Origin of the sequence: Paraburkholderia nemoris (assembly GCF_905221015.1) — a bacterium.
Lineage (GTDB): Bacteria > Pseudomonadota > Gammaproteobacteria > Burkholderiales > Burkholderiaceae > Paraburkholderia > Paraburkholderia nemoris.
Map to the genome: position 1 here is coordinate 20,667 of NZ_CAJNBO010000030.1, position 26,854 is coordinate 47,520.

General features: G+C 62.5%; 25 protein-coding genes. 13 read left to right on the plus strand and 12 right to left on the minus strand.

The genetic code is table 11. From position 1 onward, the window contains the following. Window positions 1–180: 180 nt before the first annotated feature. Window positions 181–888, plus strand: coding sequence for a GntR family transcriptional regulator (locus KHO33_RS33735; protein ID WP_093642792.1), 708 nt, complete (start codon window positions 181–183; stop codon window positions 886–888). Between the two features lie 32 nt (window positions 889–920). On the opposite strand, the gene KHO33_RS33740 is transcribed toward KHO33_RS33735, so the two are convergent. Continuing rightward, on the minus strand, window positions 921–1,838 hold the full coding sequence (locus KHO33_RS33740; RefSeq protein ID WP_093642789.1) for an AraC family transcriptional regulator: 918 nt from the start codon (window positions 1,836–1,838) through the stop codon (window positions 921–923). Window positions 1,839–2,041: 203 nt separating this feature from the next. Between KHO33_RS33740 and KHO33_RS33745 the strand changes: the two genes are divergently transcribed. Both KHO33_RS33745 and KHO33_RS33750 read left to right on the plus strand, forming a co-directional pair. After that, window positions 2,042–2,884: an SDR family oxidoreductase gene (locus KHO33_RS33745; protein ID WP_200567099.1), complete on the plus strand. Its 843-nt coding sequence runs from the start codon at window positions 2,042–2,044 to the stop codon at window positions 2,882–2,884. Window positions 2,885–3,312: 428 nt separating this feature from the next. Continuing rightward, entirely contained in the window at window positions 3,313–4,005 is a 693-nt protein-coding gene (locus KHO33_RS33750) for a CBS domain-containing protein (protein ID WP_093642786.1), read from the plus strand. A 54-nt stretch (window positions 4,006–4,059) separates the two neighbouring features. Here the strand turns inward: KHO33_RS33750 and KHO33_RS33755 are convergent, their stop codons facing one another. After that, entirely contained in the window at window positions 4,060–4,947 is an 888-nt protein-coding gene (locus tag KHO33_RS33755; RefSeq protein ID WP_093642783.1) for a LysR family transcriptional regulator, read from the minus strand. Window positions 4,948–5,049: 102 nt separating this feature from the next. Here KHO33_RS33755 and catB2 point away from each other — a divergent pair, with 102 nt between their 5' ends. The 3 genes from catB2 to catC all read left to right on the plus strand — a co-directional run bounded on the left by catB2 (window position 5,050) and on the right by catC (window position 7,599). Then, the gene (gene catB2, locus KHO33_RS33760; RefSeq protein WP_200567098.1) at window positions 5,050–6,207 is read left to right on the plus strand and encodes a muconate cycloisomerase CatB2; all 1,158 of its coding nucleotides are present in this window, start codon (window positions 5,050–5,052) and stop codon (window positions 6,205–6,207) included. 47 nt (window positions 6,208–6,254) lie between these two features. Beyond that, a complete protein-coding gene (gene catA / locus KHO33_RS33765; protein ID WP_175052487.1) occupies window positions 6,255–7,163 on the plus strand; it encodes a catechol 1,2-dioxygenase in 909 nt (302 codons plus the stop codon). Window positions 7,164–7,308: 145 nt separating this feature from the next. Beyond that, the gene (gene catC / locus KHO33_RS33770) at window positions 7,309–7,599 is read left to right on the plus strand and encodes a muconolactone Delta-isomerase (RefSeq protein ID WP_200567097.1); all 291 of its coding nucleotides are present in this window, start codon (window positions 7,309–7,311) and stop codon (window positions 7,597–7,599) included. A gap of 54 nt (window positions 7,600–7,653) precedes the next feature. Here the strand turns inward: catC and KHO33_RS33775 are convergent, their stop codons facing one another. Both KHO33_RS33775 and KHO33_RS33780 read right to left on the minus strand, forming a co-directional pair. Further along, the gene (locus KHO33_RS33775) at window positions 7,654–8,631 is read right to left on the minus strand and encodes a PDR/VanB family oxidoreductase (RefSeq protein ID WP_200567096.1); all 978 of its coding nucleotides are present in this window, start codon (window positions 8,629–8,631) and stop codon (window positions 7,654–7,656) included. A gap of 167 nt (window positions 8,632–8,798) precedes the next feature. Continuing rightward, on the minus strand, window positions 8,799–9,689 hold the full coding sequence (locus tag KHO33_RS33780) for a LysR family transcriptional regulator (protein ID WP_200567095.1): 891 nt from the start codon (window positions 9,687–9,689) through the stop codon (window positions 8,799–8,801). A gap of 167 nt (window positions 9,690–9,856) precedes the next feature. On the opposite strand from KHO33_RS33780, the gene KHO33_RS33785 reads away from it, so the two are divergent. Beyond that, window positions 9,857–10,606, plus strand: a complete 750-nt coding sequence (locus KHO33_RS33785; protein ID WP_200567094.1) for a sulfite exporter TauE/SafE family protein — start codon at window positions 9,857–9,859, stop codon at window positions 10,604–10,606. Window positions 10,607–10,759: 153 nt separating this feature from the next. Here the strand turns inward: KHO33_RS33785 and KHO33_RS33790 are convergent, their stop codons facing one another. Continuing rightward, on the minus strand, window positions 10,760–11,719 hold the full coding sequence (locus tag KHO33_RS33790) for a LysR family transcriptional regulator (RefSeq protein WP_054041525.1): 960 nt from the start codon (window positions 11,717–11,719) through the stop codon (window positions 10,760–10,762). A 126-nt stretch (window positions 11,720–11,845) separates the two neighbouring features. Between KHO33_RS33790 and KHO33_RS33795 the strand changes: the two genes are divergently transcribed. The 3 genes from KHO33_RS33795 to KHO33_RS33805 all read left to right on the plus strand — a co-directional run bounded on the left by KHO33_RS33795 (window position 11,846) and on the right by KHO33_RS33805 (window position 15,263). Next, on the plus strand, window positions 11,846–13,162 hold the full coding sequence (locus KHO33_RS33795; protein ID WP_234480754.1) for an MFS transporter: 1,317 nt from the start codon (window positions 11,846–11,848) through the stop codon (window positions 13,160–13,162). Window positions 13,163–13,241: 79 nt separating this feature from the next. Next, complete coding sequence (locus KHO33_RS33800) at window positions 13,242–14,264, plus strand: histone deacetylase family protein (RefSeq protein ID WP_128576746.1); 1,023 nt, start codon at window positions 13,242–13,244, stop codon at window positions 14,262–14,264. A gap of 252 nt (window positions 14,265–14,516) precedes the next feature. Then, window positions 14,517–15,263, plus strand: a complete 747-nt coding sequence (locus KHO33_RS33805) for a glucose 1-dehydrogenase (RefSeq protein ID WP_200567092.1) — start codon at window positions 14,517–14,519, stop codon at window positions 15,261–15,263. A 133-nt stretch (window positions 15,264–15,396) separates the two neighbouring features. Here KHO33_RS33805 and KHO33_RS33810 read toward each other — a convergent pair whose 3' ends face one another. After that, the gene (locus KHO33_RS33810; RefSeq protein ID WP_200567091.1) at window positions 15,397–16,278 is read right to left on the minus strand and encodes a LysR substrate-binding domain-containing protein; all 882 of its coding nucleotides are present in this window, start codon (window positions 16,276–16,278) and stop codon (window positions 15,397–15,399) included. Between the two features lie 118 nt (window positions 16,279–16,396). Here KHO33_RS33810 and KHO33_RS33815 point away from each other — a divergent pair, with 118 nt between their 5' ends. Next, a complete protein-coding gene (locus tag KHO33_RS33815; protein WP_200567090.1) occupies window positions 16,397–17,626 on the plus strand; it encodes a 2-aminoethylphosphonate--pyruvate transaminase in 1,230 nt (409 codons plus the stop codon). Between the two features lie 76 nt (window positions 17,627–17,702). Beyond that, complete coding sequence (phnX, locus tag KHO33_RS33820) at window positions 17,703–18,506, plus strand: phosphonoacetaldehyde hydrolase (RefSeq protein WP_200567089.1); 804 nt, start codon at window positions 17,703–17,705, stop codon at window positions 18,504–18,506. 18 nt (window positions 18,507–18,524) lie between these two features. Here the strand turns inward: phnX and KHO33_RS33825 are convergent, their stop codons facing one another. The 3 genes from KHO33_RS33825 to KHO33_RS33835 all read right to left on the minus strand — a co-directional run bounded on the left by KHO33_RS33825 (window position 18,525) and on the right by KHO33_RS33835 (window position 19,764). Continuing rightward, entirely contained in the window at window positions 18,525–18,884 is a 360-nt protein-coding gene (locus KHO33_RS33825) for a type II toxin-antitoxin system HicB family antitoxin (RefSeq protein WP_200567088.1), read from the minus strand. Window positions 18,885–18,994: 110 nt separating this feature from the next. Then, entirely contained in the window at window positions 18,995–19,303 is a 309-nt protein-coding gene (locus KHO33_RS33830; protein WP_200567087.1) for a hypothetical protein, read from the minus strand. A gap of 74 nt (window positions 19,304–19,377) precedes the next feature. Further along, complete coding sequence (locus KHO33_RS33835; protein ID WP_200567086.1) at window positions 19,378–19,764, minus strand: helix-turn-helix domain-containing protein; 387 nt, start codon at window positions 19,762–19,764, stop codon at window positions 19,378–19,380. A gap of 432 nt (window positions 19,765–20,196) precedes the next feature. Between KHO33_RS33835 and KHO33_RS33840 the strand changes: the two genes are divergently transcribed. Beyond that, window positions 20,197–21,228, plus strand: coding sequence for a diguanylate cyclase (locus KHO33_RS33840; protein ID WP_236074749.1), 1,032 nt, complete (start codon window positions 20,197–20,199; stop codon window positions 21,226–21,228). Between the two features lie 14 nt (window positions 21,229–21,242). On the opposite strand, the gene KHO33_RS33845 is transcribed toward KHO33_RS33840, so the two are convergent. From KHO33_RS33845 to KHO33_RS33855, 3 genes are read right to left on the minus strand one after another with little or no spacing between them, the layout of a single operon-like run. Beyond that, window positions 21,243–24,131, minus strand: coding sequence for an Hsp70 family protein (locus KHO33_RS33845; protein WP_200567085.1), 2,889 nt, complete (start codon window positions 24,129–24,131; stop codon window positions 21,243–21,245). Continuing rightward, complete coding sequence (locus tag KHO33_RS33850) at window positions 24,128–25,978, minus strand: Hsp70 family protein (RefSeq protein WP_093642727.1); 1,851 nt, start codon at window positions 25,976–25,978, stop codon at window positions 24,128–24,130. The genes KHO33_RS33845 and KHO33_RS33850 overlap by 4 nt, the downstream gene beginning before the upstream one ends. After that, window positions 25,975–26,562 (minus strand): DUF2760 domain-containing protein, encoded by a 588-nt coding sequence (locus KHO33_RS33855; protein ID WP_200567084.1) that lies wholly within the window; start codon window positions 26,560–26,562, stop codon window positions 25,975–25,977. Before KHO33_RS33855 ends, KHO33_RS33850 begins: the two co-directional genes overlap by 4 nt. Window positions 26,563–26,854: the final 292 nt, after the last annotated feature.

Here is a 26,854-nt window from a genome sequence, read left to right on the forward strand (position 1 = left end):
GACACTTTTGGTGGTCTAGTCAAATATTACGCTGAATTTTGGCGAAACGTACGCCAACTGTGCTCACTTTGATGGAGATGAGAAAGACCTGCCGTCCTTGAGGCAGGGGGGCGAGTCAGCGCCGTTTGGTAGAGTTGGTTTGGTGGCACGGGAGCCATACCGATCGAATGAGGAATTGCGATGAGCCAGAATGTCGACAGAAGCAAGATCGAAGGGGACACCGAATCGCCGCCGGTCACGGAGATCGTCGACTGGGTGGCGCGCGGAATCATCGAGGGGCGATTGTTGCCCGGCGACGATCTGAACTCTGTCGATCTCGCGAAACGGTTCAACGTCAGTCGCACACCGGTGCGCGAGGCGCTGTTCGTCTTGAGCCGCGAAGGACTGGTCGACTGGTCGCCGCGCCACCGCCCGCGCGTGTCGGCAGTCAAGCTGAAGGACGTGCGCGAGATCTATCAATTGCGTGCGATTCTTTACGCACAGGTGTCGGCCGCGATTGTCGAACACGCGGCCGACGCCGACATCCAATCGCTCTGGGACGCTCATCGCCGTCTCGCCGAAGTTGCCGCGCGAGGCGATGTCGACGGCTATTTCTGGGCGAACGTCGCGTTTCGCGACGAGGAACTCCGGGTGTGCGGTAACGGCATTTTCAAGGAAGTACTGGACTCGATGCGCATGCGCACCAACCGGTTGCGTCGTTTGAGTACGTCGTTGCCGGGACGTTTGCAGCGCTCATGCGCCGATCATCAGCGACTTTGCGAGGCGTATTCGGAGCGCGATGGGGTGCTTGCAGCAGCGCTGAACCGGTCGATCGTGTTGAGCGCGCTCCAGGCAATCGAGCAGGCATGGGATCACGTGCCTGAAAGCGGCAATATCGCGACTCCGTAGACCGTATTAAAGCTGTCGCCGTTACGTGCGCATCACGACAGCCGCAGCCGCCTCACGTCCTGCTGGGGAGGCGCGCCGAACAGACGGCTGTACTCGCGGCTGAACTGCGAGGCGCTTTCGTAGCCGACCTGGATCGCGGCACTACCCGCGTCGATGCCAAGGTTGAGCATCAACTGCCGCGCCTCTTGCAGGCGCAACTGCTTCTGATATTGCAGAGGACTTGTTCCGGTGATGTTGCGGAAATGCTGACGGAACGTTGACGGACTCATGTGCGCGTGCGCGGCCAGGTCATCCACCCGGAGTCCCTTCGAGAAATTCTGCTTGAGCCATCTCACGGCCCTGGCAATCTGTTGGCTCGGCGATCCGTTGGCCGCAAGGTGCTGCAACTGCGGACTGTGGGGGCCAGCGAGAAGCCGCACGATGATTTCCTGCTGAAAGAGCGGCGCCAATTGCGGAGCCAATGCCGGTTGGTCCAGCAATTCGATCAGCCGGATCAGGACGCCGATCAGGGCATCGTCAAGGGTTTCGATCGTGATGGGCGTGAAGGCAGGTGTTCGAGGCGGAGCCGGCAACTGCATCTCCGCAGCTGTCTTCACGATGTCACGGCTGTCCAGTGTCAGCATCAGGCCCAGCATCGGTTCCTCAATACTCGCGCGCGTGACGTGCGAGATCACAGGCAGGTCGATGCTTGCCAGCATCGATTGGCCGGGGCCGTAGTTCACCACCTCTTTTCCTACCAACGCCTGCTTATGGCCCTGGGCAACGACGCCCAGCCCGAGGCTAAAGATGCAGTGCAACGGCTCGGTTGGCCCTTTCCGGCGATGAAGGGAAAGGGCTGGTATGGCTGTGGTGTAGTCGCCGTCAGACTGGGCAAAGCGGGCGATGGCTCGCGCGAGGCCGTGCGTGCGTGTGGCAGTCGTACTCATTGGCTCGGAAACCCGGTATTTCATGCGTAATCTCTAATGCCAGGACGGCGGAAACACTTTACTCCGGCAGAAGACCATTCGCGTGGTTTTAAGCACGCCTCGTCAGTTTAGGCAAGAAGTTCGGCGCTTTCGGCAACCTCCCCGGTGCCAATCGCGCGACACTGAAGCCAGTTAATTCATATCCGATGCTCGAATTTTGGGGCGTCAAGAACAGAGAGGACCCACGTATGAATAGCAAGAAAGTGTGGCTGATTACCGGCGCCGGCCGCGGCATGGGCGTGGATATCGCCAAGGCAGCATTGGCGGCCGGCCACGATGTTGTGGCGACCGGGCGTAATTCTGAAAAGGTCAGGAACGCCATCGGCGATCACGATAATCTTCTGGTCGTCCAGTTGGACGTGACCAGTCCCGCAGATGCCGAGGCCGCCGTCGAAACTGCCGTCCAGAGGTTTGGTCGCATTGACGTGCTGGTCAACAACGCGGGCAACTTCTATGGGGGCTTCTTCGAGGAGCTTAGCCCCGCCCAGGTGCGTAGCCAGCTCGAAACGCTTCTGTTCGGCCCGATGAATGTTGCCCGGGCTGTATTGCCGGTGATGCGCAAGCAGCACTCTGGCCTGTTAGTCACAATCTCATCGACGGCTGGCATTACTGCCGGTGTGTTTTGCAGTGCATATGCCGCTGCAAAGTTTGGCGTCGAAGGATGGATGGAGTCGCTTGCCCAGGAAATTGCTCCCTTTGGCATTCGCACCATGCTGGTAGAACCAGGTTTTTTCCGAACAGACCTTCTCAGCGCAGACTCAACGACCTACGCCGAACTATCCATTGATGACTATGCGTCCCGCACTCAGGAGACCGTGACTGCGTGGAAAGGTATGAACGGCAAGCAGGGTGGCGATCCGGCCAAACTTGCCGCCGCGCTAGTGGAGTTGACGGCACAGGAAGAGCCGCCCGCTCGCTTCGCCGCCGGCGCGGATGCAGTTGAGGCTTTTGAATCCAAAGCGAACACCTTGCTCGCTCAGGCGAATGCCCACCGCGAGTTGTCTTCGTCGCTTTCATACGCCCCAGAATAAAGACGGGCGCCGCCGGACAAGTGGCGACGCCCGCAAGTCGACTTAATAGGGCACTCCAAGAAGCAACGGCTGGGTTTTCTACGGAACCGCAGTCAGAATTCGCCTCGCTTTTGTCGGATATTTCTCTAGATGCAGCCTATGATCGTTGTCTCGACTGTGTTACCTCGATCGAGTCACCGACGATATTGCCTTTCATTCCCGAATAGACGGCCGTGTTGGTGGCCTTCCGTCTTTTTATCCATCAGAACCGCGAGAGTCCGAACAGCGTGCAGTCATCGCCGCATGCGCGACACTGGCGCGAGCGGCCGTTTGTTAAGCACTGGATTCAGGCGCCTCAGCACCGCGCGGCCCGCCGCCGGTGCGTCTGCTGAAATCGTGCGACGAGTGCAACAGATGGGGACCCGTCGCGACACGCTGAGGGAGCGACCATGCGCGCACTCGACATCATGACGCCGTCCGTCGTCACAGCCACACCGGACATGACAATCCACGACGCGGCACGACTGTTCGTCGATAATCGTATCAGCGGCATGCCGGTCGTCGACGCGAACGGACAGGTCGTCGGCATCGTTAGCCAGGGCGATCTGCTGCATCGCGTGGAGACTGGCACCTGCCACGGAAAGCGCTCGTGGTGGCTCGAACTGCTGTCGTCTTCGCCCCGCGGGGAGGCTGCGAGGTATGTGAAGGAGCACGGACATGTCGTCGGCGACGTGATGTGCGACCGGGTGATTTCGATTCCCGAGGACATGCCGTTCCAGCAGATCGCGGACCTCATGGAGCGCCGGCATCTCAAACGCGTGCCGGTACTGAAGGACGGCAAGCTGGTCGGAATCGTGAGCCGTTCGAACCTGATTCGCGCACTCGCGAGCGTCGCACCGGCCGTGGACTCGGCTTCGCACGACGATGTGAGCCTGCGCGAGGCAATAGTCATGGAAATGCACGGGCAGCGCTGGGGGTTGCCGAAACAAGGCGTGCTCGTCACGGACGGCGTCGCGCATCTGTGGGGCGTGATCGAGTCCGAGGAGGAAAAGCGCGCGATCCGAATCGCGGCCGAGGGCGTGCCCGGCGTCAAGCGCGTAGAGAGTCACCTGGTGTTTCCGAGCGTGATGCCGTCGCTATAGCGCAGCGCCGATCAAGAGGCGCTTGGAGCCCGCTTCAAGCGTCCTTCCGCGCCTTCAACCTCGCTTGAACAACTCCCGCGCCAGCGAACAGAGCAACGTGGTTGTCGGCGACTCATCCTGCAATCGTCGGCTCATGATGATCGGCGACGAGATATTGGCCGCCGGAACCGGCCGGTACACCACGCCATGCGCGCGCAAACCTTCGACGCTTTCCGGCACGAGACACACGCCAACCTGCGCCGCAACCAGCCCCAGCGCGGTTTGCAACTCCCTCACTTCATGAACCGCTTTCGGCTCCAACGCATGGTCGTGCATTGCCGATAGCTGCTGGTCCGCATAGCTCGGCCGCGGTGTGCTCGGATAAACGATCAGCGTTTCCTCAGCAAGCGCGGCAAGCGTCAGCGCCTTCTTCTGCCGCGCGAGCGGGTGATTTTGCGGCAATGCGGCAATCATCCGTTCTTCGACGAGCACTTCGCGCGCCAGTTGCGCATCGTCGAAGCGCAAGCGGCCGAAACCCACGTCGATACGGCCGCCTTTGAGGGCGCCGAGTTGCTCGATCGTGAACATTTCGATCAGCGACAACTCGATATGCGGCGCCGCCTCGCGAAACGCGCGGATCACCGCGGGCAGGGCACCATAGAGCGTGGACGGCACGAAGCCGATCACGATGCGCTCGGCCAGCTGCGCGAGGCGCCGCGTGAGCGGGGCGAGTTCGTCGGCATCGTCGACCAGACGCTTGGCCTGCGCATAGAAAATGCGGCCCGCTTCGGTCAGCCGCAGCGGCCGCGAGCCGCGCTCGAATAGCGCGAGGCCAACGCTTTCCTCGATCTGCTGGATCTGGCGGCTGAGCGGCGGCTGCGTCATATGCAGGCGATTGGCGGCCCGCGTGATGTTCATTTCTTCGGCGACCGCGATGAAATAGCGGAGTTGGCGAAGTTCCATGCATACCCCTAAGGTATGGAAGTAGTCGGAATCGGTGTTGGACTGCTTCGCGGGTTGTTTCTACTATGGGGCTCTCATGAAAGCAGTTCAGGAGAGCACCGAATGATAGCAACACCCGTGAAGATCGAGAGCGTGGAGACGATTCTCGTCGACGTACCGACGATTCGTCCGCACCGGCTTTCGGTTGCAACGATGAATTGCCAGACGCTCGTGCTGGTGCGCATCCGCTGCGCCGACGGCGTGGTCGGCGTGGGCGAGGGCACGACCATCGGCGGTCTCGCATACGGCGAGGAAAGCCCGGAAAGCATCAAGGTCAACATCGATACGTACTTCGCGCCGCTGCTCAAAGGCATGGACGCAACCCGTCCGGGCGCAGCGATGGCGAAGCTGCGCGCGCTGTTTCAGGGCAACCGTTTTGCGAAGTCCGCAGTTGAAACCGCTTTGTTCGATGCCCAGGCGCAGCGTCTCGGCGTGCCGCTGTCGGAGCTGTTCGGCGGCCGTGTACGCGATTCGGTGGATGTGGCGTGGACCCTTGCAAGCGGCGATACCACCCGCGATATCGACGAAGCCGAGCGCGTTTTCGAAACGAAGCGGCATCGCGTGTTCAAGCTGAAGATCGGCTCGCGTGCGTTGGCCGACGACGTCGCGCACGTCGTGGCAATTCAGAAAGCACTGGAAGGCCGGGGCGAAGTGCGTGTCGACGTGAACCAGGCATGGACCGAATCCGAAGCGATCTGGGCCGGCAAGCGCTTCGCCGATGCCGGCGTTGCGCTGATCGAGCAGCCGATTGCCGCGGAGAACCGTGCGGGCCTCAAACGCCTGACGGATCTCGCTCAGGTCCCGATCATGGCGGACGAAGCGCTGCACGGCCCGGCGGACGCATTCGCCATCGCCAGTGCGCGTGCGGCTGACGTCTTCGCCGTCAAGATCGCGCAATCGGGTGGTCTGACTGGCGCCGCACAGGTGGCGGCGATTGCGCTCGCCGCGAATATCGACCTGTACGGCGGGACGATGCTCGAAGGCGCGGTGGGCACGATCGCCTCGGCACAACTCTTCAGCACCTTCGCCGAACTGAAGTGGGGCACTGAACTCTTCGGGCCGCTGCTGCTGACCGAAGAGATTCTCACCGAGCCGCTGCGCTACGAAAACTTTGCGTTGCATCTTCCACAAGGACCCGGTCTCGGCATCACGCTCGACTGGGACAAGATCGACCGCCTCCGGCGCGATACGCGCAAAGGCGCAAGCGTTACCACGAACTGACGGTTCATCCGCTAACCGCCGAGAACATTAAACGAAGGAGATACCCCATGAACAAGCAAGCTATCGACGCACTGCTGCAGAAATTCAACGACAGCGCCACCAGCGAAGGCAATCCGCGCACAAAGCAGATTGTCCAACGCATCATCCAGGATCTGTTCTATACGATCGAAGACCTCGACGTGCAGCCGGCCGAGTTCTGGACCGCGCTGAATTATCTCGGCGACGCAGGCAAGAGCGGCGAGCTCGGTCTGCTGGCCGCGGGCCTCGGCTTCGAGCATTTTCTCGATCTGCGTATGGACGAAGCGGAAGCCAAGGCAGGTATTGAAGGCGGCACGCCGCGCACCATCGAAGGACCGCTGTATGTGGCGGGCGCACCGGTGTCCGACGGCCATGCACGGCTCGATGACGGCACCGATCCCGGTCAGACGTTGGTGATGCGTGGCCGCGTATTCGCTGAAGACGGCAAGCCGCTCGCGAACGCGCTGGTTGAAGTGTGGCACGCGAACCATCTGGGCAACTACTCGTACTTCGACAAGTCGCAGCCGGCGTTCAATCTGCGCCGCTCGATTCGCACGGATGCCGAAGGCAAGTACAGCTTCCGCAGTGTGGTGCCGGTCGGTTACTCGGTGCCGCCGCAAGGGCAGACGCAGTTGTTGCTCGATCAGCTGGGCCGTCATGGGCATCGTCCGGCGCATATCCACTTCTTCGTGTCGGCGCCGGGCTGCCGCAAGCTGACCACGCAGATCAACATCGACGGCGATCCGTATCTGTGGGATGACTTTGCGTTCGCCACGCGCGACGGTCTCGTGCCGGCGGTCAAGCAGGCCGAGGGCGCGGAAGGCAAGCCTTATGGCGTGGAAGGCCAGTTTGCGCTGATCGACTTCGACTTCACGCTGTTCAAGGAGCGCGACAACCTGCCGGGCGCCGAAATCGACCGGCTGCGCGCCGAAGCCTGAGGCTGCAACTGCGGCTGTGGCGCTCTAGCGCGCCGTTGCCTGAAAACGCATACACGTACCGCATGAATCAATCGACCCTGGCTGCGCGGCGGAGTATTCCGCGTAGTCGGGGTTTTTCATTACCGATCAGAGAAGGAGAGCCAGCATGCTGTTTCACGTTGAGATGACCGTCAACCTGCCGCCCGATATGGACGCCGAGCGCGCCGCGCGCTTGAAAGCCGATGAGAAAGCCATGTCGCAGAAGCTGCAGGAAGAGGGCGTATGGCGGCACTTGTGGCGCATCGCCGGGCGCTACGCCAACATCAGCGTGTTCGATGTGGAAAGCCCCGCGCATCTGCACGACGTGCTGAGCCAGTTGCCGCTGTTTCCGTACATGGATATCGAAGTGCGCGCACTGTGCCGGCATGCATCGTCGATTCGCGACGACGACCGGTAAGGGCGGAAGAAAGAAGGTGCTGCGAATGCAGCACCTGGCCTGCATCCAAGAGTCTTAAAGATCGAGCACCAGCAGCGGTGAAGTGGCGCGCGAGACGCAGCAGCAGATCACTTTGCCGCTTGCCCTTTCAGCTTTGCTCAGGCAATGGTCGCGATGCTCGGGCGTGCCGCTCACCACATCGACCATACAGGTCCCGCATACACCTTCGCCGCACGAGGTATCGACTTCGATACCGATCGACGCCAGCGCCGCGACGATGGTCGTATTTTTATCGACGTGGACGGTCGCGCCGCTGCTGGCGATCTGCACGTCGAATGCGTCGAGCACGTTCGCTTCGCTGCTAGCCGCCGAAACGGGCTCGGCGGCGAAGCGTTCAAGGTGAATTGCCTCCGAAGTCACGCGCGTTTCGCCGATCGCCACCACGCGCTCCATGAAGGGCCCCGGGCCGCAGGTATAAATGTGCGAACCCTCGCTCGCACTTGCTACGCAATCGGCCAGCACCGCATCGAGCTGTTCTTTTTCGACGCCGAAATGAGGCCGCACGAAATCACTGAACGGTGCGCGTGAGAGTAATGGTAAGAACGCCGCATGCTCCGCGCTGCGCGCGAAATAATGCAACACGAAGCGCTCGTTCCGCTTGAGCAGGCGATAGGCCATGCTCAACAGCGGCGTGACGCCAATGCCCGCCGCAATCAGAATGTGCTCGCTCGCGCCGGACGCGAGCTGGAACAGATTGCGCGGCGCGCCGATCGTCAATTCGCAACCGACCGTCACGTCGTCATGCAGCGAGCGCGAACCGCCACGCGACGCGTCTTCACGTTTGACGGCAAACAGATGCGCTTCACGATGATCGGGGTCGCCGCACAGGGAATATTGCCGCGTGATACCTGAGGGCACGGTGACGTCGATATGCGCGCCGGGCTCGTAATGGTCGAACGGTTGTCCGTCCAGACGCGAGACACTGAACGAGCGCACGCCGTGCGCTTCGTCACGCACGCTGTCGACGCGTACGCTAAAGGTGGTTCTTTCCATGATCTTGCTGGCCAAAGGACAGAGAGGGGCAGAGCGGACGCCGCATGCAATGCGCAGCGCCCAGTTGTGCGTCAAGGATAAGAAGTCGCCAACAATCAGGCAAATCGATTAAAAATCGGTTATGAAATAAATCCCATTGATAATATGGTGTCAGCCATGCATCCCCGTCATCCTTCGACACCCGCAAGATGCCGGACCAGCGCCTTTTCCGGCCGTTTCAGCGCGTTCAGGTCGCGCATGCAGATCAGCAACTGACGCGTGGCCCAACTGTCCGTCAGTTCGATCGTGCGAATGCCCGGCTTGCCGCGATAGCGTTTCGCGGCGGTGGCCGGCACGATGGCGATGCCCGCGCCCTGTTCGACCATGCAGCAGATGCTGTCGAAGGTTCGCATGTGCGCCCGGACGCTGAGCGGCTGTCCGGATAGCAGGGCGCGTTCGCCGAGGTACGCGTGCAATGCGCTGCTCGTACTCAAGCCGATAAATTCACGGTCGGCCACTTCCGCAAGCGTTACGCGGCGCCGCGCGCCCAGCGGGTCATTACGGCTCGTGACCAGCACGAGTTTGTCGACGGCGAAGGGCAGTGTTTGCAACGCGCCGTGTTCGACGGCATCGGAAATGATGCCGATCTCGGCCGCGCCGGTCAGCACCGCTTTCACGGTTTCGCTACTTTGCCGTTCCTTGAGATCGATCTGCACGTTGGGGTGATCGCGCAAAAAGAGCCCAACCGGGGCAGGCAAAAACTCGGTGATCGCAGCGGTATTGGTCCACAAGCGGATAAACGCTTTGCTCCCGGCCTGATGTTCGCCGAGCTCGCCTTGCATCCGGTCGATCTGGCCGAGCACGAGTCGCGCGTGATGCGCGAGCGTATCGCCCGTTGCCGTGGACTCCACGCCGCGCCGGCCGCGCTCCAGCAAGGGCACGCCCAATGCGTCTTCCATGCCGCGCAAACGCGCGCTGGCCGACGGCAGCGACATGTTCGCGCGCGCCGCGCCGTGCGTGATGCTGCCGGTGTCGAGAATGTTCAGGAAAAGGCGGAGATCGATCAGGTCGAAGCGCATGGGGTCGGATTTGAGTGGGTGTCGCAACTGTGACTGGCGTTGCGGTTGCAGGTGCAGTTGCGGTTTTAGCCTTAGCCCTAGCCTAAGTCACAGTACGTATCTTACGCATTGTGGACGGCGCTGCGGCAATCGAAAATCGCGGACATGACATCCAGAACCTCATCCCCATGACCTCTTCTTTTGCGCTGCATGCAAGCGTGATTGCCGTGACCTTCGTGCTGGCCGGCTTCGTCAAGGGCGTGACCGGCATGGGCCTGCCGACCGTCGCGATGGGCGTGCTCGGCACGCTGATGCTGCCGGCGCAGGCGGCCGCGATGCTGTTGCTGCCGTCGTTCGTCACGAACGTCTGGCAACTGTTCGCGGGGCCCAGCGTGCGGGAATTGCTCAGACGTTTGTGGCCGATGATGGTGGGCATCGTCGCGGGCACGCTCGCGGCTGCGTCCTTCATTGCCGGCGGCGGTGGCGAATGGGCCGTGGCCGGATTGGGCGCCGCGTTGACGCTCTATGCCGCGGCCGGGCTGATGGCGTGGCGCTTCGCGGTGCCGGCACGCCACGAGCGCTGGCTGTCGCCGACGGTCGGCGTGGTCACCGGCGCGATCACCGGAGGGACCGGCGTGTTCGTCGTGCCGGCGGTGCCTTATCTTCAGGGCTTAACGTTGAAGAAAGAGGATCTGGTTCAGGCGCTCGGTCTGTCGTTCACCGTTTCCACCATCGCGCTCGCTATCGGACTGACACGGGAGCATGCATTTGCGGTCGACGACCTGGGCACGTCGCTTTGCGCCGTAGTACCTGCCTTGCTCGGCATGTGGATCGGCCAGCGGGTGCGCGGCCACATTAGTCCGGCGAGCTTCCGCCGCTGGTTTTTTATTTGTCTGCTCTGCTTGGGTATTCAGTTACTGGCGCGGGCGTTCGTTTGATCAGGAAGTGAGGAGCGTGAAGCAGGAGGGCTGGATTGTGTGGTCGACTATTCTGGATACGTTAGGCGCGTTAGCTGTACTGGCAAGTGTGGCGGTGCAGATCGCGTTTATCCGCAAATGCGGAAATCGGTGAGCCATCAGACTTATCTTCGGTTAGCGCGGCGCAAGCCGCTCAGGTAGCGCATAGCGTTGCATCGTGCGCTCCATTCCATCGAGAAACGCCTGCTCGGCGGCATTCATCTTGCGTGCGCGCAGCCACAGCAGATCGATGTCGACATCGACCAGACCCTCTTCGGGTGGCAGACGCCACAAGCGTTGCTGTGCGAGATCGTCGCGCACGATGTGCTCCGGCAGACAGCCGATCCCATAACCCGCGAAGATCAGTCGCCGCACTTCGTCGAGGCTCGGCGAGGCCGCCACGATGCGTCCGGTAAAGCCGCGCTGATCGCGAAACACGGTTAGCGGCGAGAGGCTGTCGCCGATCTGGTCGCTGGTGAACGATACGAAGTTTTCCGCCAGCAATTGATCGATCGACAATGCATGCCGCCCGAACAACCGATGATGCCGCCCGCAGAAAAGCGCATACCGTTGCCGCAGAAAGCAGCGCTGCTCGAGTTTGTCGACGGGCGTGCGACACAAGCCGAGCCCGGCCGTGGCCGTCTTTTGCAGCAGCGACGAGATGATGTCCGACGAGCGCATCACTTCGATCTGCAAATCCACGCGCGGATAGGTCTTGTGGAATTCCGCGAGGAATTCGTCGTAGACGCCGGAGTCGATCCGGCTCACCGACAAGAGCCGGATCGACCCGGTGATGTCATCGCTGCGGTCGTCGAGTTCGGTTTCCAGCCGCGACATGTGGCCGTAAATATCGCTGGCGATGCGGTAAACCTCCTCGCCGGCGCGAGTCGGTTCGAAGTGCGGGCCGCGGCGCTGGATCAGATTGCGCCCGAGCGTGTCTTCGAGCCGTTTAAGCGCTTGGCTAACCGCCGGTTGCGTCAGATGCAAACGGGCTGCGGCACGGCTGACGCTGCGCTCCTGCATGATCACGAGGAAGGTGCGCAGCAAGTTCCAGTCGAGCCGGTCATTCAAAAACCGCGTGACGTCCGCGCGCAACTGAGTCATGGAATCACCTTCGACATTAGCCAGATTTATAGCCGGGATAATAAACCGAAATTTGACTAATATTTTATGGCTGGCGATAAAACACCTCACAAGATGGCCTGATATCAGGCATCGCGACTGAGGAGCCGCCATGAACGCTTCACCCCAAGCCACCCGTCAGCCTGTGCGAGCGCCGCTTTCATCGGCACGATGATCGAGTGGTATGACTTCTACATCTACGCCACGGCCGCCGCGCTCGTGTTCGGCGAGTTGTATTTCCCCTCGCATGATCCGTTTGTCAGCACGATGGCGTCGTTTGCGACCTTCGCGGTCGGCTTCTTTGCGCGGCCGTTGGGCGGCGTGATCTTCGGCCACCTGGGCGATCGCATCGGCCGCAAGAAGGCGCTGATGACCACGCTGATGATGATGGGGGTCGCCACCGTGTGCGTCGGCTTGCTGCCGGCTTATACGAAAGTGGGTGTGCTCGCGCCTGTGCTGCTCGTGTTGCTGCGCGTGGTGCAAGGCGTGGCGGTGGGCGGCGAGTGGGGCGGCGCCGTGCTGATGGCCGGCGAACATGCGCCGAAAGGGCGGCGCACATTCTTCGCTTCGTTCGCGCAACTGGGCAGCCCGGCCGGGCTGATTCTCTCGCTGATCGCATTTCGCGCGGTCACGTCGATGCCGCACGACGATTTCATCGCGTATGGCTGGCGTCTGCCGTTTCTGGCGAGCGCGGTGTTGCTCGTGGTGGGTATTTTCATTCGCCTCGGTGTGAACGAGTCGCCGGAATTCCAGCGCGAGAAAGAAGCGAAGCGTACTGTCGAGTTGCCGATTGCCGAAGTGTTCCGTTCTTCCGGTGCGCTCGTTGCGCTGTGCATCGGCGCGAACACGATCGGCATTGCGGGGGTGTACTTCACCAACACCTTCATGATTTCGTACACCACGCAAAACATCGGTGTGTCGAAATCGCTGATTCTCGATTGCCTGTTCGCGGTCGCAATCATCCAGTTTGTGTCGCAACCGCTCGCCGCATGGCTCGCTGAAAAGATCGGCGGTGCGCGCTTCCTCAAGCTGGCCGCGTTCGCCGCGATGCTCTCGCCGTATCCGATGTTCACGCTCGTGCAAAGCGGCAGCCGGCTGTCGATGATTGTCGGCATCGCGCTTGCCGTGGTGTGCATGGCGAGTTTCTATTCGGTGATCGCGGGCTTTGTCAGCGGCGTGTTTCCGGTGCGCGTGCGTTATTCGGCGATCTCGCTGTCGTACCAGGTGTGTGGCGCAATTGCAGGTGGTTTGACGCCGCTGGCGGGGACATGGCTCGCGCACAAATTCACCGGGCAATGGTGGCCGCTTGCTGTGTTTTACACGTGCCTCGCGGGCATCTCGTTGTCGTGCATCGTTGCACTAGATGCGCTGAAACACCGTCGTGCCGACGCACCCGAAGCACTGCCGGCACGCTGAATCAAATGAAATCGAAGACGTTGCCGGCGCGTGCGATGATGGCCGCACCGGCCTACGCCCGAAGCAAAGGAACTGGAATATGCAGACGTTTTTTCATCCGGCGCAGTTGAAGCATCATCCGCGCAGCTATCTGTCGCGTGGCCAGATGCGCACGCCGCAGGAAGTGCCCGAACGTGCGTTGCGACTCGTCGAGGCCGTGAAGAAGCTCGGTTTCGACGTGCAGGAACCGGGGGATTTCGGCGCCGCGCCGCTCGCCGCGGTGCATGGCATGAACTATCTGCGCTTCCTCGAAGAAGCGCATCGTGAATGGAAAAAGATTCCCGCGGAGTGGGGCGACGAAGTGATGTCGAACGTGTATATCCGCGAGAACAATCCGTTGCGCGGCGTGCTTGCACAAGCGGCACGCTATCTCGCCGATGGCAGTTGTCCGGTTGGCGCGGATACCTACGAATCCGCTTACTGGTCGGCACAGAGCGCGCTGGCCGGCGCGCACGCGATTCTCGACGGTGCGGGTGAGGCGTACGCGTTATGCCGTCCACCGGGTCATCACGCGCGTGCCGAAGCGGCAGGCGGTTTCTGCTATCTGAACAATGCGGCGGTTGCAGCGCAAGCGTTGCGGCAGAAGTACGGGCGTGTGGCGATTCTCGATACCGACATGCATCACGGCCAAGGCATTCAGGAGATTTTCTACGGCCGTGACGACGTGTTGTACGTGTCGATCCATGGCGATCCGACGAATTTCTATCCGGTAGTGGCCGGTTTCGAAGACGAACGCGGCGCAGAGAAAGGCGAGGGCTATAACGTCAATCTGCCGATGCCGCATGGTTCGTCGGAAGCCGTGTTCTTCGAGCAACTCGACGCGGCGCTGCGTGTTCTCGCGCGTTTTCAGCCGGACGTGCTGGTCGTTGCACTCGGCTTCGACATCTACAAGGACGATCCGCAATCGATGGTGGCGGTGACGACCGAAGGCTTCGGCCAACTCGGCGGCCAAATCGGTGCGCTGAAACTGCCGACATTGATCGTGCAGGAAGGCGGGTATCACATCGAAACACTCGATGCGAACGCACGGTCGTTCTTCGGCGGGTTTGCATCGAAGCGATGATGCCAGGCGGGTGTCGCGCCGGCGCCCGCCGCGCCTGTGTTTGACCTTACCTCGTGCGTTCCGCCCCCAACGTCTTTCCGATTGTTCGGCTCATCCGACGTATCTATTCGTTTCCAGCCGCTTTATCCATGCGGCCAGTGTGCCTACATTGTGTCCAGTGACAGCGCCACTGCATGTCTCGCTTCATCGGCGTCAGCCCGCGAATCTTCGCGGCAGCGACGCCGGCGCGAACTCCATCCAAAGGAAACGATCATGAGCAAACTCACAGGTAAGGTTGCGGTTGTAACGGGCGCATCGAAAGGTATCGGCGCAGCGATTGCGAAGGCATTGGCTGCACAAGGCGCGTCGGTAGTGGTGAACTATGCGTCCAGCAAGGCCGGCGCGGATGAGGTGGTCGCCGCAATCACCGCGGCGGGCGGCAAGGCTGTCGCCGTTGGCGGCGATGTGTCCAAGGCAGCGGACGCGAAGGGCATTATCGATTCGGCAGTTGAGACCTATGGCCGCCTCGACATTCTGGTCAACAATTCCGGCGTGTATGACTTGCTGCCGATCGACGACATCACCGAAGCGCACTTCCATAAGCACTTCAACGTGAACGTACTGGGTCTGCTGTTGGTCACGCAAGCAGCGGTGAAGCATCTGGGCGAAGGCGGCAGCGTTGTGAATGTCAGCTCGGTCGTCAGCCGCATCACGCCGCCGGGCAGCGCTGTCTACACCGCCACCAAGGGCGCGGTGGACGCCATCACCGGCGTGCTCGCACGTGAACTCGGCCCGCGCAAGATTCGTGTCAACTCCGTGAATCCCGGCATGGTGGAAACTGAAGGCACGCATACCGCCGGCTTCATCGGCTCGGACTTCCAGGCCTGGGCGGTGAGCACAACGCCGCTTGGCCGTATCGGTCAGCCTGACGATATCGCCGACGTCGCCGTGTTCCTCGCTTCCGACGATTCGCGCTGGTTGACCGGCGAAAGCCTGATTGCTAGCGGTGGTATGCGGTAACAGGATTGGCTGGCAGCGCGTTGTGATGGGTTCGTGTGGCGATGCCATGCATTGCCACGACACGCGACGCGCCCGCTGCGCCATGACCGCATGAAAACGCCGCCGGGCAATCGTTGCCCGGCGGCTTATTGTTTCATTGCGCCACTACAGTAGCGGCGCTTGTCAGCTCCACCGCAAACAACGCGTCCAGCAGATTCGACCCCGGCCTTTCAGCAAGCCGTGTGAGCGATTCGATCATCCGCACCTGGCAATCCTGGAGCGGAATCATCCTGATTCGCCGCGATTCCTTGAATTCTGCGCGCGCGATCACACCCACCCCCATGCCTTGCGCGACCGCTTCCTCCAACGCTTCACGCCCGTCCACATACATCACCGGTTCAACCTGCAACGACTCGCGCACCAGTTCGATCTCCAGCAACTGCTGTGTAACCGATTGCCGCTCGCGAAAAATCATCGGCTGTTGCACCAGTTCCGCGTAACTCAGCTTGCGTTTCTTTGCTACCGGATAGCTCGCCGGCACCATGGCCACCAGCGGATCGCGTCGCAGCACGCGCGACTCGAGCCGGCTATGCACCTGTGGAGCGGCGGTAATGGCGGCGTCGACCGCGCTCGACAACACGCGCTGCATGCAATCCGCGGCATTGGCGATCGAGAGCGTTACGACGATGCCCGGATGCAGCTTGCGAAACGCGCCGATCAACGCGACGGCCAGATCGGGCGCGTCCGCCGCCAGCGAGAGCGAGCCGGACTCGAGCCCACCCGCCGATTCGAGCAGTTGCCGCGCGTCGCGCTCGCAACTGAGCATCTGCCGCGTCACGGTGAAAAGACGCAGACCGAGTTCAGTGGTTTCGACGCCGCGCGGGCCGCGCTCGAACAATTTGACACCGTAATCCTGCTCGAGCCGTTTCACGTGGTCCGACACCGCCGGCTGGGTGAGCGACAGCGCCTGCGCCGCTTTGGAAAACCCGCCGTGTTCCGCGACCGCATGAAAGGCCCGCAATTGCGCGTATTGCACGTCTGCCTCGCCGATAGATAAGTTTTTGCGATACCTGCATCGATTATATCGATTTTACCGATGGACAGCCTTTCTGTACTGTGTCATGACCGCAACAGCGATATCGGAGATTCCGACCATGGAAAGCGTCATCGACAGCGCCCCGACAGTGTCCGCACTGCCTTCAACCGTGATGTGCGCCGCGCCGGCCCAGGGCGAGCCGTATCTGTTGACGCCGGGACCGCTGACCACGGCGTTCTCGACCAAGGAAGCGATGCTGCGCGACTGGGGTTCGTGGGACGGCGATTTCCGCGCAATGACCGCTCAACTGCGCCGCAGCTTGCTTGACATTGCCGGCGACACCGACGGCGAGTACGACTGCGTGCCGCTTCAGGGCAGCGGCAGCTATTGCGTCGAAGCCATGCTCGGCAGCCTGATTCCGCGCGACGGCCATGCATTGGTACTGGCTAACGGCGCCTACGGCAAGCGCATTGCGACCACCCTCGGTTATCTCGGCCGCGCCTGCACGGTGCTCGACAAGGGCGACTACCTGCCGCCGCGCGGCGCCGAAGTCGAAAGCATGCTGGACGCCGATCCGCGCATCACGCACGTGGTCGCGGTGCATTGTGAAACGAGTTCCGGGATTCTCAATCCGATCGAAGAAATCGCCACTGCCACCGCCAAAAAAGGCCGCAAGCTGCTGATCGACTCGATGAGCGCATTCGGCGCGGTGCCGCTCGATGTGCGTCAGATTCCGTGCGAGGCGTTTGTCTCGTCGGCGAACAAATGCATCGAGGGCGTGCCGGGTTTCGGTTTCGTGATCGCTCGCAAGAGTGCGTTGCAGGAGGCCAAGGGCCGCAGCCATTCGCTCTCGCTCGACGTGTACGACCAGTGGGACGTGATGAACCGCACGGGGCAATGGCGGTTCACGCCGCCGACGCATACCGTGGCCGCGTTTATCGAAGCATTGCGTCTGCACAAGCTCGAAGGCGGCCAGCCCGGGCGTCTCGCGCGTTACGCGAACAATCGCGACGTGCTGGTCGCGGGCATGCAGGAACTCGGCTTCGAGCCGTTGCTGAACGCGCGTTGGCGCTCGCCGATCATCGTGACGTTTTTTGCGCCGGCGCATCCGTCGTTCAAGTTCGAGCACTTCTATGAATTGATGAAGAAGCAGGGTTTCATCATCTATCCGGGCAAGCTGACGGTGGTGGACAGCTTCCGCATCGGTTGCATCGGCCAGGTGGATGAGCGTGTGATGCACCGCGTGGTGCGAGCCTGCGCGCAGTCGCTGCAAGCGATGGGCGTCGCGCATGCCGCACCGCCGGCGGCCGCGCTCGAAGAGCGCAAGACGCTCGCCGAAGCGGCCTGATCAACGCAGCTTGAATGCGGAATACAAATGCGCGGCACGTCGCGCGAGCCTTACAACCTCCAGAGAATCGAAGTACATGAAACACGTCAAAGCAGTGATTTTCGACTGGGCCGGCACGGTGGTCGATTATGGTTCGTTGGCCCCGATGGGCGCGTTTGTCGAGACGTTCGAGCAGTTCGGCGTGCCGATCACGATCGACGAAGCACGCGGCCCGATGGGCATGGCCAAGCGTCCGCATATCGCGGCGCTGATGGCCTTGCCGCGCGTGTCGCAAGCATGGGCCGACAAGTACGGCCACAAGCCGGGCGAAGCGGACATCGACGCCGTGTACGACGTCTTCGTGCCGAAGAACATCGCGGTGGCCGCGAGCTACAGTTCGGTGATTCCGGGCGTGGCGGAAGTGGCGAGCGCGCTGCGCAGCGACGACATCAGGATCGGTACGACCACCGGCTATACGCGCGAAATCATGGCCGAGATTGTGCCCGGTGCGGCGGCCCAGGGGTTTTCGCCGGATAGTATCGTGTGTACGGGCGACACGCCGGAAGGGCGTCCGTCGCCGTACATGATCTACAAGACGTTGCCGGAATTGGGCGTGTGGCGCGCGAAGGATGCGATCAAGGTCGACGACACGGAAGTCGGTATCGAGGAAGGGATCAACGGCGGCACGTGGGCGGTGGGTGTTGCCGTGAGCGGCAACGCTTTCGGCATGGCAGAGGACGATGTCAAGGCGCTGGCGCCGGATGAATTTGCATGGCGGCGCAAGGTGGCGATCCAGAAGTTGCAGGCCGCCGGCGCGCATTATGTGATCGATAGCGTGGCGGATCTGATGCCCGTGGTGCGTGATATCGATGCGCGGTTGGCGCGAGGTGAGCGGCCTTAAATTGTCGAAGCGCGGACGTTATGTCATGACTTCGTGCTTGATAGCCCGTTCGATGAGTTGGTTGAGACTGATCCCTTCGGCCGCAGCAGTTTCGACCGCGCGGGCATGAAGCTCGGGGTTGATGCGCACATTGAAGCGGCCGGAGAAGTGGCGAAGCGGATCAATGCCGTTCTCCTTGCAGACATCAAGGAAAGCCGCCAGGGACCTGGAGCCCTCGGCCTTGAGGGTGGGGATATCGCTGGCGTAGAATTCTGCGCTGCCGCTCAGGCCGAGGAATTCGCCGCGCAGCATGTCGGTGTCGGGGTCATAGCTGATGACCGCGCGATGGTTGTCGATGGTGAGGATGTTTATGGTTTGACTCCGTTCAATTTGAGCCATTTGCAACGCTGGTGACCGCGCCCTTGTCGGTCGGCAGGCCTTGAGGGACCTGCCTGGCCGAATAGCACAACTGCGATTCGAGACACCACGCGTATTTGGGGTGGACCGGCTCAGTCGATACGAAGGCCGCTGCGCTGTCTGATCTGCTTCTGCGTCATGGATCTTCCTGCGATCGTATAGTCGTGATCGAGAGAAATGGTGATCTTGCCGTACCGGTGGTCGACGCTGAGCATGACCTGCTGTCCGGGGCGGAAGCCGATGCGTTCGAGCAACGCATCAGTGACAAGCATCCACGGAAAGGCGATGCGCCTGGCCTGTTGCTGAGGGCTGTCTGTGGCAGGTGCCCGTTCAAGTGTTGCAGAAATGTTCGTTGGTGGTTCGGCGCCGGTGCGGCGTGGTTTAAGATTGGCAGTAGCCATGATCAACTCCTGTTCTGAGTTGGTTGTGGTCAGCGGGCCGTGAGTGTTGGTAGCACTCATGGCCCGCGCTTCGTTTACGGCAATACATCTCCTGCATTAGCCGTCCATCGGCGGCGGTTAACAACTTTCTGAACCTGCGCCTTCCGGACGAAGCTGTCGATCACCAGAATCAGCGCCTGCTGTTCGGCATCGGGCAGGCTGTCAACCTGTTGGTACAGATTCAATAACTTTTGATTGTGAATTCTGGGTTCGGCCGACATGGGTGCACGTCCGGCGAGTTCGTCAAGCGTGACCTGAAGAATATCGGCGATGCGCACGACGGTATCGAGCTGCGGCGTTGCGATGCCTCGTTCCCAGCGGTTATAGACGCGAGGGTTGATCTCAAGCAATTCAGCGAGGCGCACCTGAGTGATCTTTCTCGCAGAGCGCAGCAGGCGAAGCCGTCCGGCAAAGACTGACATATCGGAGCTTCTCAACATAAAAGAGGTGCCGTAATTTTAAATCTCCCGGTATCTCAGATTGCTGTTTATCCATCGTACAGTTGAGTTGACTATCCCGCGCTCAGACGCTGGAGTATGCGGATCAAACGCTTCGAAGGATTTACGACGATGGCCAGGGTCTACGCTGCTGTGTGAGAGCAGGGCAGGCGGTTAGCACGCACACAAGATTTATTTTGTCTGCGCCCCTGCCGAAGATATGCTCGATTCGTTCTAACAGAACAATTCCCCATTCAGATCGTTCGTGGAGCGCCAACCGATGACCTGCATCGCCCAGAGGATCGGGATTAAGCCAGGACGGGTTGCAATCATCTGTTGAATGAACCCGCTGCCCGCCGCTCAAGTTTCAGATGCAGATGCCGTTGACACGAGCTAGTCACTTCCGGGAACCCAGCCGTGCAACTCGCTTACAGTAACGACCGTCTGTCCAGCAGGATGTTGGTTGATTCGTCCGCCGTCGGCGAACCCGAGGTGGAATCGTCGGTCATCGAATGGTTGTTGCACGACGATCAGGTGATGCGCGAGTGCTTCACGCACGCGGCGGAAATTCTGAAGAGCGTGACCGGCGCGGCGATCACCGCGATCACGCTGCTCGACGAGGAGCATCAGCACTACCGGGCCGAAATCGGCATGGCGATGCCGCTCGTGACCCGCGCGCGCTCGCTGGCCGACTATGCAGTGCGCGACGCGGACCTGTTCGTCATCGAGGATGCCCACGACGACACCCGTTTCGGCGAATGCATGCTGGTGCAACGCCATCCCTTCGTGCGCTTTTACGCGGCGATTGCACTGCGCGCGCCGAACGGCGAGATCGTCGGCGCGCTCTGCGCGATGGACCCGGCGCCCGGCCGCCTCGATGCGTCGCAACGTGGCGTGTTTTACCACCTGCGCGCGATGATCGAAAATGATCTGAAAATGCGCACGGCCACCGCGATCGATCCGCTCACCCAGTTGTACAACCGCCGCTTCCTGCTGGAAAGCATCGCGCGCAAATGGAAAGACGCACGCGAGGGCGACGTGATGGGCTCGGTGGTGGTCGACGTCGACTGGTTCAAGCAGTACAACGACACCTACGGCCACCAGGCGGGCGACCATTGTTTGCGCAAGGTGGCTTCGGTGATGCAGGCGGCGTCCGACGGTGAGCGCATCATCGCCGGGCGCATGGGGGGCGAGGAGTTCGGCCTGCTGGTGCTGCGAGCAGAGCCGGTGACGCTTGAACGCACGCTCGAAGCGCTACGGCAGGGTGTCGAAGATCTGGCGATCGAACATCGCGCCTCACCGCTCGGCATGGTGACGGTGAGCGTCGGCGCCTCGCTGACGCGTATGACCGAGGGATCGCGGCTGGCGCATCGCGAGGGCTTCGCGAGCGCGGACCGGGCGCTGTACCGCTCGAAACACGAAGGCAGGAATCTGGTGACGATGGCCTAGGGTAGGCTGCGTCGCTACAGCGCTGCCGTTATCAGCTTCAACCCCGCAGGCAGCGATTCGCCGAACACACGGCCTTCGTCGGCGTCATCGAGTTCCACGGTCTCGCCGACCATCGTGATCCACGCGCGCGGCGCATTGGCTGCTTCGAGTTTGCGCACCACGGCCTGGCGCACGTCTTCGGGCAGGTCGCGCGAGCGGTCACCGGTCATGCGGGCAATCTGCACGGCGGCGAACGCTGCGGGTTCGACCTTCTTCCAGTCGAGCGCGAGGATCGTGTTCAGCCAAAGCGCCGCGACGTCCGGCGGCACGACGCTATGCGCGCTGCCATAGAACGGCCGCCGCGCACCGATGCGTCCGACCGCCCACCAACTTTGATGATTCTCCGCAGGCTTCTTCAAGCGCGTGAGCACGGACTCGCCGAGCTCGATCTTGCGTTCGACCGGAATGCGTTCGAGCGACGCGCTCAGCCGGACCATGTCGGTGAAGCCGGTTTTCGACACGTCGAAGGGCAGCTTGTGACGCGATTGCGCGGCCGTTTGCAGATAGGCCATCGCGTCGAGCACGCGCAGTTGCGCGCTTTCGTCGAGGCCGCCCGCCGCGCGGCGCCATAGCGTCCACCATTCCGACCAGACCTGGCCTTCGTTGACGTACTGGATGCCGTCGTCGAAGAGCGACCAGAGTTGCTCCACGCGCCATTCGTCGAGCGGATAGCCGAAGCCAGGCCGCACGCAATAGCCAGCAAGATTCAGCCACGAGCGTTCGTGATCCGCCGAGCGCCGCCGACGGCGCGCGCGTTCCCATAGCGCGCCGAACAGTTCGCGCAGCAGCGCGCTGTTCCACCCATCGCGCGGGCCGAGCAGCTGTTCGAGTTGCGAGCGCAGGCGTTTGATTTCTTTCGGGTCGACGTTTTGCGCGCGCGTGCCGAAGCAGCGGTCGATATGGTCGATTGCCTGGTCGAGCGCGGGGTGCCGGGCTTGTGCCGGGTCCGGCGCCAGGTTCACCTGGGCGTCTTCGCGGCGCAACTGGAATTCGAGCAGCCAGCGCTGCGCCGGATTGTCGAGCTCGATGCAGTGCACTTCCAGCGTGCCGACTTCGGTCAGCGAGGTTGCGATCTGTACCGCGGTTTCGCCGCGCGCCGTGCTTGCGCCGCGCGGTTGCACGATCGTTGCAATGGGTGGCAACCGAACGAAATCGCCTTGTGCGAGGTCGGCCATCTCGCCAGGTTGATAGATCGTATCCGCGCTTGAAGAGGCTAGGTGAAAGCGCACAGGGTGGCCGAGGCGCAGCGCGAATGTACGGTCTTCGATCCGGATTTCGTGACCTTCTTCGGTGCCGCGCGGCAGCAGACAGATACCGCGTTGCGTGGGTTCGGCGTCGCGTGCGCCATCGCCGGTTTCGTCCAGCACGAGGAAGTAACTGCGCGCCGAGCCGCCACCGATTTTCGGCGCCTGGCCCGCGCGCGCGAGGGCATAAGCGACCGCGCCGCGCGCCACGGCGACGTCGGGATTGTCGTTGTGCAGAACGTTGAGCGCTTCGCCGCGCCACGTGCCCAAAGTGCTGGACAGACGTTGCGCCAGCGCTTCAGCGCGGAATACGCCGCCGTTCAGTAACAGCGTGTCGGGCACCGGCAAAGGCTCGTCCTGAGCTTCGCCCGCATCGGAAGAAGGCGCGGCGGAATCAGGAGCGGAACCTAACGCCCTAAGCGACTGCGCCGCGAAGCGGTTCAGAAACGCCGCGATATGACGCGTGACCGCTGCGTCGGTGGCATAGGGCAGGCCGAACTCGACGATCGCGCCGCGCGGCCTGCCGGGCCGTTCGTTCGATGCCACCGCCGGAAAGAAGCCGTCGACGATGATCTGCTCGACTTCCTCGCGCGTGACCTGCGCCGTGCGTGCGCCGCCGATCAGTTTCGAGCCCGCGCCGAGCAGTGTGATCGAAGCTGACTCCGGCGCGTCCGGGCCGAGTAGTTGCTCTTTCGCGCCACGGCACCGCTCAACCAGTTGCGACAAGCTCGCCGCCGACAGACGCGTGCGCTCGTTGCCCGCTTGAGGCAAACGTGCCTCGACGCGATGCGCGAGTGCGAGATCCATGTTGTCGCCGCCGAGCATCAGATGGTTGCCCACGCCGATCCGCGTCAGCTCCGGCTCGCCGTCACGCATGCGGACTTCGATCAGCGTGAGGTCGGTGGTGCCGCCGCCCACGTCGCAGATCAGCACGAGTCGCGTGTCCGACAGTTCGGTCGCAAGGCTGTCGCGATGATGAAACAGCCAGTCGTAGAACGCGGCCTGCGGCTCTTCGAGCAGCCTTAATGTGGGCAGGCCCGCCATACGCGCTGCTTCCACCGTCAGCGCTCGCGCGCCTTCGTCGAAAGAAGCGGGCACCGTCAGCACGACGTCCTGCGCTTCGAGTGGCGCGTCGGGAAAGCGTTGATTCCAGGCCGCCCGCACGTGCGCCAGATAGCTCGCGCTGGCTTCGACCGGTGAGACCTTGCGGACATCGTCCGCGGCGCCCCACGGCAGGATCGGCGCGACCCGGTCCACCGACGCGTGCGACAGCCAGCTTTTCGCACTCGCCACCAGGCGCCCAGGAACCTGGCCGCCGAGCGCACGCGCGAGCCTGCCGATTACTACGGGTGGATCCTGCTGACTTTCGCCAGCACGATCGACCGCGTTGTCAGGCGTGCGCCACGGCAACTGCAAATCGCCCGCGCTCAGCTCACCCGGCGCCGCGTGATACCTCACTGAAGGCAGCAACGGCCGCGCCGCGACTTCGCCGAGACTCACCAACTGATCGATCTCGAAGACGCGAATTTCCTGCGAGCCCACCGCGGCATACGCCAGCACCGTGTTGCTGGTGCCGAGATCGATGCCGACGCTGTAGCGCTTCTGCTTCACTTCAGTCATGCATTGGCGTTGCCGCGCACGTCGAACTCGACCTTCCAACGTTCGTCGGTGCCGCGCGGCACGGCTTCGAGTTCGAGCGTGCCGGCTTCCGTCACGCGCGCATGCAGTTTCACCGGCACGACTTCACCGGCAGTGCGGCCGGCGGACGGCAACGTCGCCTGGATTTCCTCCAGTTCCTGCAACTCCTCGGGACCCCAGAAGTCGAGCAGCGTGCCGACCTGATCCTGACGACGCACCGACGATCCGAAGAAACGGAAGTGCACCGGCTCGCCCACGACCAGCCCGAATTCCTGCGCCGGCAATTCGGCGTCCGTGCCTTCCTCCATGCCGAACGGCGCGACGCACAGCGCCTGCACCGGCGGCTCGAGACCGGGGACGGCGGGCATCGCCGATTCGATCGCGATGTAGTACGCGCGTGCGGTGCCGCCACGAATACGCACGCCCTGGCCGCGTCGCACATAACCGTAATAAGCCGCGCCGCGCGCGACGGCGAGATCGAGATCCGCGCCTTCGAGCAGGCGTGCTTGCGGCGCACCTTCGGCACCGAGCCAGCCATTGAGCGTGCCCATGATCCGCTCGACCAGCAGCGGCGACTTGAACACACCGCCGTTGAAGAGCACCGCAGTGGGGTGCAGAAAAGTCGCGCCTTCCGTCGTGGCGATATCGCGCAAGCCTTCGAGTTCGGCCAGCGCGCCCACCTGCCGGCCAAGGAAGGCCGCCAGATGCCGCGTGATGCCCGCATCCTGCGCATACGGCAGGCCGAGTTGCGTCAGACCGGCACGCGCGCGGCTCACTGGACGCGCCGCGCTATCCACCTGCGGGAAGAAGCCTTCGAGGATCGTCTGGGTCAACTCCGCACGCGTGAGTTCGGTGCGGATCGAACCGCCGATCAGCTTCGAACCGCGGCTCGGCACGACGAGCGGCACGGTATCCGTCGACGGATCGCTGAGCAGCGTTTCCTTCGCCGAGCGGCACGCATAGGTGAGGGCGCGCAGTTGCCACGCGTCGGCCTGGGTACCCTGCGCGGCAAGTTTGCGCGCGACCACGTGGGCAAGCGCGAGGTCCATGTTGTCGCCGCCGAGCAGAATGTGTTCGCCGACCGCGACGCGATGCAGTTCGAGATTGCCTTCACGCTCGATCACCGCGATCAGCGAGAGGTCGGTCGTACCGCCGCCCACGTCGACCACGAGAATGATGTCGCCGACCTTGACCTGCTTGCGCCACTGGCCGCCGCTTTTTTGAATCCAGCTATACAGCGCGGCTTGCGGTTCTTCGAGCAGTGTCATGCGTCCATAGCCGGCGGCTTCCGCTGCTTCGGCGGTCAACTCGCGCGCGGCCGGATCGAACGACGCGGGAATCGTCACCGTAATGTCCTGCTGGCTGAACGGCGCGTCCGGATGCGCGTGGTCCCATGCTTCGCGGAGATGCGTCAGGTAGCGCACCGAGCTTTCGAGCGGCGACACGCGCGCGACTTCGGGCGGCGCGTCGTTCGGCAGAATCGCCGCGCGACGATCGACGCCCGGATGACACAGCCAGCTCTTGGCGCTCGACACGAGCCGGATCGGTGTGGCCGCGCCGCGACTGCGAGCGAACTCGCCGACCGCGAATTCGCGCTGGCCGGTCCACGGCAGGTACAGGTCGCCCGAGGCGAGTTCGTCCGGATGCGGCAGGTAGAGGAACGAGGGCAGCAGATCGAGATTATCGATCGCGCCGGGTCCGGTAAGTTGTGCGACCGGCAGCACGCCTTGAGTGGTCTTTTCACCATCGCTGGCCGTGGTGTCCACGTAGGACAGTGCGCAGTGCGTGGTGCCCAGATCGATACCGATTGAGAAGCGTGCGTCGCTCATAGCTCCACCTCGGCCGGTGCGATGACTTTGGCGTTGTGGCTGTCGGTCAGCTTCGGCAGACGCACGTCGTCGACGCGCCAGCCGCGGTGGCTGATGCTGCCGTTAAACGGCGCCTTGCCGACCACATTGCCGGTCAGGCGAATCGAGGTGGCGTCGAAACCTTCGGCCAGCGTCACGCGGCTGCCTTCGGCCTCGTCGCGTACCGGACGGATCGTGAAATGCTCGCGCAGCGTCGTGCGGCAGCCGTCGTGCACGAGGCGGGCGGCGGCGCCGATGTCGGCGTCGCTATAGGCCTTGATGTCTTCTTCGACGAAATCGATGAAGCGCGCGTCGCGTTGCAGCAGGCCGAGCAGTTGGAGGGCAGCGTCCGGGCTCGCTTCTTTCAGCGTGGGCGCCGGTTGCGGGGCGGGGGCCGGAGCCGCGGCGGGAGCGGGCGTGGGGGCAGGTGCAGGGCTCGCGGCAGCGGCGCCACCGTTACGCAGACGCAGCACGCCGGCGGCGAATTCACCATCGCCGAGGATGCTAAAAAACGTACTGACGGCAAGTGAAATCCTGCCGAGGAAAGACGGGTTCGAATCGGTCATGAATGCTCCTGAGGGGCTCTGTTAAAGGACGAGCTGTCCTGGCTGCGCCGCACGCGACGGGCCCGATGTGCCTGATTGGCGTGCTGGGCCGTCGTCATGCGTCATGGCGAGGGTCGGCGGCAAGCCTGCCGCCGAGGTCTGATTCATCCGGATTCGCGGCGCGTTTTGCGCGCGCAAAACCAGTATTTTGCCTTGTCGCGCGCCCGACGCGGGCAAAGGCGGCAATTCTAGCGGCTAATGGGTGGAGATTGGCGGGTGGCGGGGGCCGTCCTCCGGATGTGCGCGGCGGCCC

Excerpts from the sequence above, each read along its gene's own strand:
- KHO33_RS33825 (WP_200567088.1), bottom strand. The coding sequence starts at position 18,884 with ATGGCTCAAATTGAACGGAGTCAAACCATAAACATCCTCACCATCGAC.
- KHO33_RS33855 (WP_200567084.1), bottom strand. The coding sequence starts at position 26,562 with ATGACCGATTCGAACCCGTCTTTCCTCGGCAGGATTTCACTTGCCGTC.
- KHO33_RS33815 (WP_200567090.1), top strand. The coding sequence starts at position 16,397 with ATGGAAAGCGTCATCGACAGCGCCCCGACAGTGTCCGCACTGCCTTCA.
- catC (WP_200567097.1), top strand. The coding sequence starts at position 7,309 with ATGCTGTTTCACGTTGAGATGACCGTCAACCTGCCGCCCGATATGGAC.
- KHO33_RS33780 (WP_200567095.1), bottom strand. The coding sequence starts at position 9,689 with ATGCGCTTCGACCTGATCGATCTCCGCCTTTTCCTGAACATTCTCGAC.
- KHO33_RS33750 (WP_093642786.1), top strand. The coding sequence starts at position 3,313 with ATGCGCGCACTCGACATCATGACGCCGTCCGTCGTCACAGCCACACCG.
- phnX (WP_200567089.1), top strand. The coding sequence starts at position 17,703 with ATGAAACACGTCAAAGCAGTGATTTTCGACTGGGCCGGCACGGTGGTC.
- KHO33_RS33740 (WP_093642789.1), bottom strand. The coding sequence starts at position 1,838 with ATGAAATACCGGGTTTCCGAGCCAATGAGTACGACTGCCACACGCACG.
- KHO33_RS33755 (WP_093642783.1), bottom strand. The coding sequence starts at position 4,947 with ATGGAACTTCGCCAACTCCGCTATTTCATCGCGGTCGCCGAAGAAATG.
- KHO33_RS33805 (WP_200567092.1), top strand. The coding sequence starts at position 14,517 with ATGAGCAAACTCACAGGTAAGGTTGCGGTTGTAACGGGCGCATCGAAA.
- KHO33_RS33800 (WP_128576746.1), top strand. The coding sequence starts at position 13,242 with ATGCAGACGTTTTTTCATCCGGCGCAGTTGAAGCATCATCCGCGCAGC.
- KHO33_RS33835 (WP_200567086.1), bottom strand. The coding sequence starts at position 19,764 with ATGTCAGTCTTTGCCGGACGGCTTCGCCTGCTGCGCTCTGCGAGAAAG.
- catA (WP_175052487.1), top strand. The coding sequence starts at position 6,255 with ATGAACAAGCAAGCTATCGACGCACTGCTGCAGAAATTCAACGACAGC.
- catB2 (WP_200567098.1), top strand. The coding sequence starts at position 5,050 with ATGATAGCAACACCCGTGAAGATCGAGAGCGTGGAGACGATTCTCGTC.
- KHO33_RS33785 (WP_200567094.1), top strand. The coding sequence starts at position 9,857 with ATGACCTCTTCTTTTGCGCTGCATGCAAGCGTGATTGCCGTGACCTTC.
- KHO33_RS33775 (WP_200567096.1), bottom strand. The coding sequence starts at position 8,631 with ATGGAAAGAACCACCTTTAGCGTACGCGTCGACAGCGTGCGTGACGAA.
- KHO33_RS33830 (WP_200567087.1), bottom strand. The coding sequence starts at position 19,303 with ATGGCTACTGCCAATCTTAAACCACGCCGCACCGGCGCCGAACCACCA.
- KHO33_RS33845 (WP_200567085.1), bottom strand. The coding sequence starts at position 24,131 with ATGACTGAAGTGAAGCAGAAGCGCTACAGCGTCGGCATCGATCTCGGC.
- KHO33_RS33850 (WP_093642727.1), bottom strand. The coding sequence starts at position 25,978 with ATGAGCGACGCACGCTTCTCAATCGGTATCGATCTGGGCACCACGCAC.
- KHO33_RS33735 (WP_093642792.1), top strand. The coding sequence starts at position 181 with ATGAGCCAGAATGTCGACAGAAGCAAGATCGAAGGGGACACCGAATCG.
- KHO33_RS33745 (WP_200567099.1), top strand. The coding sequence starts at position 2,042 with ATGAATAGCAAGAAAGTGTGGCTGATTACCGGCGCCGGCCGCGGCATG.